The sequence below is a fragment of the Paenibacillus sp. P4_E11 genome, from assembly GCF_056401635.1.
On record NZ_JBFUIX010000223.1, the window covers coordinates 1 to 4,139 of the forward strand.

General features: G+C 50.5%; 5 protein-coding genes. All 5 read right to left on the bottom strand.

Going from position 1 to position 4,139, the window contains the following annotated elements:
- Positions 1 to 93: 93 nt before the first annotated feature.
- Positions 94 to 654: an adenylyl-sulfate kinase gene (gene cysC / locus AC1DWB_RS31685; protein WP_477545080.1), complete on the bottom strand. Its 561-nt coding sequence runs from the start codon at positions 652 to 654 to the stop codon at positions 94 to 96.
- A complete protein-coding gene (locus tag AC1DWB_RS31690) occupies positions 645 to 1,646 on the bottom strand; it encodes a Gfo/Idh/MocA family protein (RefSeq protein ID WP_477545084.1) in 1,002 nt (333 codons plus the stop codon). The genes cysC and AC1DWB_RS31690 overlap by 10 nt, the downstream gene beginning before the upstream one ends.
- A complete protein-coding gene (locus AC1DWB_RS31695) occupies positions 1,646 to 3,055 on the bottom strand; it encodes a sulfatase family protein (RefSeq protein ID WP_477545081.1) in 1,410 nt (469 codons plus the stop codon). The genes AC1DWB_RS31690 and AC1DWB_RS31695 overlap by 1 nt, the downstream gene beginning before the upstream one ends.
- A 12-nt stretch (positions 3,056 to 3,067) precedes the next feature.
- On the bottom strand, positions 3,068 to 3,871 hold the full coding sequence (locus AC1DWB_RS31700; protein WP_477545082.1) for a sugar phosphate isomerase/epimerase family protein: 804 nt from the start codon (positions 3,869 to 3,871) through the stop codon (positions 3,068 to 3,070).
- 14 nt (positions 3,872 to 3,885) lie between these two features.
- A partial coding sequence (locus AC1DWB_RS31705; protein ID WP_477545083.1) for a hypothetical protein occupies positions 3,886 to 4,139 on the bottom strand: 254 nt, incomplete at its 5' end.

Here is a 4,139-nt window from a genome sequence, read left to right on the forward strand (position 1 = left end):
ACCCATAACTGCCCAATCGGGAAGCACGCAGCGTATCGAGCGAGATGAGAATGATCTTCATGTCTTAAGTTTCCTCCTAAGGAAGCGTCCTCGTCAAGTCTGTGTTGTATTCAGATAAGCCAGAATTGAGTCACAATTGTGCTCCACCGTTGAGGACGAAGTGCGTAGCGTGATATCGGGCTGTAAAGGTTGTTCATAAGGGTCCGAAATACCGGTGAACTTGGCGATCTCTCCCCGCCTTGCCTTGGCATAAAGTCCCTTCACATCCCGATCTTCGCACGTTTCCAACGGACATTCCACATAGATCTCTACATAGCTGGGAATTTCACTGCGAGCATATTCCCTCATCTCATTGTATGGTGTAATGGCGGAGACGAGTACGATGACGCCATTACGTGAGAGCAGCTTGGCAATATAGGCTATGCGCTTAATGTTCTCTAATCGATCCTCGCGGCTGAACCCGAGGCCCTTGCATATCGTCGTACGCAGATCATCTCCATCCAGCAATTCAACAGCATGGCCTTGTTCGTGAAGGATAGCTTCTAACTGTTTGGCAGTCGTTGTCTTGCCAGAACCTGACAAGCCAGTAAACCATAGCACTGGACCTTGTGTCCTCCTGCTAGTCATCTTCATCGCTTCCTTCATCAGGGACATGTAACCTCCACTGGCATGCCGCCGGATTGATGCGATCGGATCGCAGCCTCAATCACTTCCTGCGCGGCAAGCGCATCTGCTCCTGAAGCTTCAATCGCTTCGGGTGCTGTCCCTGCTTTAATCTGTTCCACGAATCGCCCGATTCGTCGTCCGAACGTATCGTTAAATCCCTGCATCCCCCCGAACAATGGATTCTTCACGACCAGCAGATCGTCAGACTGATGAGGATAGAAGGTCATACTTTCGTAAACGTTGTCAATGACGAATCGGCCATTCTGACCAGCAACCTCGCAATATTCAATCGGATGGCGCATCGACATGTCGTAGCTGCCCGTCAAGTGACCTACGGCGCCGGAAGTAAATTCCATATTGACGGAGACCGTCGACCAGGAGCTTCTGCCTTCCGCTCTTGTCATGAATGCCTGCACACGACGAATGTCTCCGCCAAAATATCGCATGACATCGATGGAATGGGGATGCAGGGCTCGCATGTGCAGCCATTCGCTCTCATCGGATTTGTTCTGAATCGTAAGCCGCATATTGATAAATAGCTGTTTGCCAAGTTGACCCGCAGTCACCAGTTCCTTGGCTCGATAGGCAGCTGGGGTGAATCTGTGGTTCAAGTTGCAGGCAAGTCGAACCCCCTTCTCCCGGGCGTATGCAACCATCTGCCTGGCTTCCGAAATATCGTTGGAGATGGGCTTCTCTACTAGTACGTCTTTACCTGCGGCAATGGCGAGCATAGCAGGTGCAAAGTGATGACTTCCTTTCTCCACACCGGCAGTTGCCACAATCACAACGTCTACCTGCTCCTGCTGCAATAGAACAGAGAGATCGGTATAAGCGGGAACATCAAATTCCAAACCGGCTTGTGTTGCCMGCTCCTCCATCAGATCGCACACGGCGACAAGTTGTGTGTCGGGGTGCTGCTTGTAACTGCGGCAATGAATTTTGCCTATATGGTTCACACCTACAACAGCAACTCGGATCATCACGCACCTGCCTTCTTTTCTTCCTGGTTGGCCTTCTTCTCTTGCAAGGAACGGGCGCCGCCGATGGAACCAATTCCGAGAGAATCGTAAGCCTCTTGGGAGGATTCGAATGTCTTGCCCTTTCCATGCCAATTCAGATTCGTATAGATTGGATTTCGACGATTAGTCTCCTTTTCCCTTCTTGCGATATGCGCCAGCATCCGTTGCTCCAACATAGCTACAACTTCCGGTTCTTGCTCGGCCAAATTCATATTCTCTTCCGGATCGCGGATTAGATTGTACAATTCGTACTCTGGCTTGAAATGAAAATCCGGTTCCAAGGCGTGAATAAGCTTCCACTCCGGTGTTCTCCAGCCATGCTTGCGCATCCATGTGCATTCCGTAATATAGAACTCACTGATTCTGGAAGTAGGCTCGGATTGCCATTGTCCAGCGAAGCTGCGTCCGTCAAATTCAATCCCGCTCTCGATGTCTAACAGGTCCAGAATCGTAGGCATAATGTCTTGGATCACGGTGACTTCAGAGATTCGTTTCCCTGCGGGTACCCGCCCAGGAAATTTCAGGATGAGTGGAACTACAAGCGTACAATCGTATAACCCATGGTGATCAAAATAACAATCATGCTCATATAGCGTCTCACCATGATCAGATGTAATGATTACCAGCGTGTCTTCTTCCAGGCCAAGAGCGGAGATCTTGGCGAAGATCGTCTGGATGCAGGCGTCCATATAGGCGATAGCTCCATCATACTGAGCGCTGACATATTCGTGGTCTGTAACGCCTTCAGGAATCCACGATTGTAGGAACGAGGCGAATGGCTTGAAATTATAGACGGGCTCCATGGAGCGGTTATTGGGATCCATCTCGTCATTGCCGTAGAAGATCCGCTCATAAGGTGCGGGCGGCAAATAAGGTGAATGCGGATCCATATGACGCAAGAATAGGAAGAATGGCTTGTCTTCAGCCGCCAACCGTTCCAGCTCTGGAATGGCAACCTCGTTCAAGTTATGAGCTTTCGGAGCACGGCCTGTCTCATCCGGCTGCCAGGATTCGTAATTCAGATAAGTCTGGAATCCGCGTGAAGAAGGGTTTCCAGTAAATCCGATACAAGTCGTCTGATAGCCTTCTTGATCGAGCACTTCGGCCAGTGTTCGGACGTGACCGCCTAGTGGTCCTTGATGGCGCAGCGCCACTACATCCGTGCCGAATACATCCATTCCCGTAAGCATACAAGCATAAGCCGGTGTCGTCGGAATGCTCGGGCTGAAATGCTGCTCGAACAATACGCCTTCCGACGCTATCTTATCCATATGGGGGGTGGTTAACCGGTTATAATGATAGGAACTCATATGATCACGACGCAAGCTGTCTATGCCGAATAAGATCACGTTCGGTTTTTTCTGGGTCATTGTTATAGCCTCCTATCGACCATTCAATTTTTTCAGACAAGCATTCAAGTAGCCGTACGATTCAGCAGCCACAATGGAAACCTCAGCAAGCGAATGATCGGGACCAGCGCCAATGACTTCAAGCACGACAGGACCGTCATAATTACCGTCTACCATCGCCTTGCAATAGTTGTACAAGTCGATGTCGCCACGACCGCAGGCTTGCAACTCAATCGGTCCAGGCCCTTGCTCTCTGCCTCTGCAATCACGGATATGGACATGCTTCACTCGGCTTAGGACGGCTGGGAGCGCCTCATCCGCATTCTCGCCTGCTCGATGGATGTGACTAGGGTCCATATCGATGCCGAATGCCCGCGACGAAATCTGCTCCATCGCTTGTAGTGTCGTTGGTGTATTGTAGATCGATTGGTTCACGTGTGCCTTCACGCATAAGGTAACGCCGTACGATGCAGCCATCTCTGCCAATCGGGCCAACTGATCGATCGATTGCTGCAAATCGCCAGRTTGGTCCGTTTTCCCTYCTGGACCTACATTGATGACCGGAATTCCAATTGCTGCCGCCGCTTCGAATGCTTGCTGCAAGCGAGCCTCATCCAACGAAGCGACTTCCATCGACAAGAACAATAACCCATTCTCTTGCACGATTGCCTGCAGCTCTTCCTTCTGCTCCTGCCAACGGCTTAAATCGAGATGTTCGCACATCCCCTTGATTGCTGAGATTTCGACGCCATCGTATCCGCATTGCTTAATTTGTTTGGCCGCAGTCGCAAAATCAAATTGCTTAAAAAGAACCGAATTAACACCAAGCTTGATCATGATTATGTTCCTCCTTATCTCATCGTTAATGGATCACCGTGCAGCGGTGGAAGTGCGTGCGGTCGAACAACTTCTCCTCCACGCTCGTAGGATTCGATCACCGCGAACGTGTATTCCAACACAGCTAGTGCGTCACGACCATTGGCCCGAAGCTTCTCGCGGGGAACACCATTCGATACGTCTTCCAGAAAAGCATGAAGGCGATTGTTGAATGTCGATCCGAAATCGGTTGTACCATAATCAGTTACTTCAGCTTGCGGTTGCGCAC

Coding starts and splice junctions, on each gene's coding strand:
- cysC (WP_477545080.1), bottom strand. CDS start 654: ATGTCCCTGATGAAGGAAGCGATGAAGATGACTAGCAGGAGGACACAA.
- AC1DWB_RS31695 (WP_477545081.1), bottom strand. CDS start 3,055: ATGACCCAGAAAAAACCGAACGTGATCTTATTCGGCATAGACAGCTTG.